2 protein-coding genes are annotated in these 2,278 nt (G+C 29.9%); both read left to right on the top strand.

The genetic code is table 11. From position 1 onward, the window contains the following. Positions 1-113 precede the first annotated feature (113 nt). Positions 114-1,064 (top strand): biotin synthase BioB, encoded by a 951-nt coding sequence (gene bioB, locus AB2369_RS13000; protein WP_367666895.1) that lies wholly within the window; start codon positions 114-116, stop codon positions 1,062-1,064. A gap of 602 nt (positions 1,065-1,666) precedes the next feature. Then, entirely contained in the window at positions 1,667-1,873 is a 207-nt protein-coding gene (locus AB2369_RS13005) for a cold-shock protein (RefSeq protein WP_367666896.1), read from the top strand. Positions 1,874-2,278: the final 405 nt, after the last annotated feature.

The raw sequence follows: 2,278 nt of genomic DNA on the forward strand, positions 1-2,278 counted from the left end.
AATTTGGAGCTTTGATTTTTATAGGAGGAGACCTTTTAGCGTGTTTTTTAAGTTCATTATGTTTTGTTAGATTAAAAAAAGTAGTGGCAATTAGTATTTAAGGGGGAATATAAATGATAAATTCACTTAAAAATAAGGTTTTGAATGGAGAAGAAATAAGCTTTCAAGAGGCAAGAGGGATATATGATTCTCCTCTTTCAGAAATTTTAGAGGCAGCAAATGAGATAAGAGAGAAGTTTTGTGGTAAAAAAGTAGATCTTTGTTCTATAGTAAACGGTAAAAGTGGGAGATGTAGTGAGGATTGTAAGTACTGTTCTCAATCTGCTCATTATAATACAGGGGTAGAGGAGTATGATCTTCTAAATGAGGATGATATATTAAACTTAGCTCTTGAGAATCAAGAGGCAGGAGTACATAGATTTTCAATAGTAACCAGTGGTAGAGCTTTAAAAGGAGAGGATTTTAATAAGGTAGTAGATATATACAATACATTAAGAGAAAAAACAGAGTTAAAGTTATGTGCATCTCATGGAATAATAGGAATAGAAGAGGCTAAGAGGCTTAAAGAAGTTGGAATAACAACCTATCACCATAATTTAGAGACAAGCAGAGAATTTTTTAAAGAAACCTGTACAACACATAGGTATGAGGAGAGAATATCTACCATAAAAGCATGTAAAGAAGCTGGACTTAATATATGCTCAGGAGGAATTATAGGTATGGGGGAAAGTGTTGAAGATAGACTCTCTATGGCATTTGAACTTAAAGAGCTTGATGTAATGTCAGTTCCAGTAAATATTTTAAATCCTATAGCTAATACCCCACTTCAGTTTGTAAAGAAAATAAGTAAGGAAGATATTTTAAGAACCATTGCTACTTTTAGATTCATACTTCCAAAGTCATATATAAGATATGCAGGGGGAAGGGCTTCTCTTGAAGATAAAGTTAAGGATGGATTTCTTGGAGGGGTAAATTCTGCTTTAGTTGGAGATTATCTAACTACTCTTGGTAATAAAATAGATGAAGATATAGAGCTTATAAAATCTTTAGGAATGGAAGTTTAATATGGAAAAGGGAACATTTACAATAGGTATAGATATTACTTAAGAGCTAAGAAAGAAGATGCTCTTTTGTGACAGGGAATTTTCAGGATTATAGGTATAACTTAAGGAATAACTGATGATTACCTCATCTTTCTGTAGTAATGGTGGCAGAAGAAATATATAACTGATTTTATGATGACTATGAAAAACTTACAGGTTTCTTTCATGGTCATATTTATAGTGGCAATATTATTGCATGTGCAGAGGAGGTAGAAACCATGAATATATTTAAAGATGAGGACGTTATAAATAAAACTTAGAGAAGTCTAATTACATGAAGAATTTATCAAATGATGGTTTTAGAAATATTGAAAATGTAGAAGAATACAAACAATTAGAATTTATCTGATGGCCAACTGTAACACTACCATCCTCCTAAAAGGTGGGGGATAACAGTTGCTAGGCCCTTAGATTGACTCATCTAACCTTCATATGGTGGATTAGATTCATTCTATAGGGACTATAGAACTTGCTGAGGATAAAAACACTAATTTGCTCATAATTATTTTAAATTGAGGGATAATAGTAATGCACCCTTACACTCTAAGAAAGGAGCTTCATTTATGCAAACTGGAATTGTAAAATGGTTTGATAATAAAAGAGGTTACGGATTTATATCTGGAAACGATGGATTAGATGTTTTTGTACATCACTCTCAGGTGAAAGAGAAAACTCATAATAAGGATTTACATGAAGGAGAAGAAGTCACCTTTGATACAGTAGATAAACCAAGGGGACCTCAGGCAATTAATGTTCAAAAGTTAGAATAGTATGGCTCCTCCCAAGGAAAGGTTAAAGGATAGTTATTAATGATCCTTTAACCTTTTTTGAATTAATTATTGAAAAATGAATTTTACAATTGAAATATAAAATTCATAAATTATTTAGCTTAAATTTTTTATATTAGGAATAATATCAGTGAAAAATAAATAGTATTTAAATAATATTTAAATTTTTTGTTGACATGAAATGGAAAGGAATATAAAATTGTTATAAATGATTACAAAAGTTAAATAAATATAAATTTGTTATAAATAATTCAAAAAGTAAAATAAATATAAAATTGTTACAAAAAATATTAAAAGTAAGAAAAAGTAATTAATTAGTTATGGAGGGGAGTTATGAAAAAGTATAATAACTTATTTGTAGTAGCTTTAGCTATATTAACTTTAGCG

This window comes from Clostridium sp., from assembly GCF_040797585.1.
Classification (GTDB): domain Bacteria; phylum Bacillota; class Clostridia; order Clostridiales; family Clostridiaceae; genus Clostridium_Z.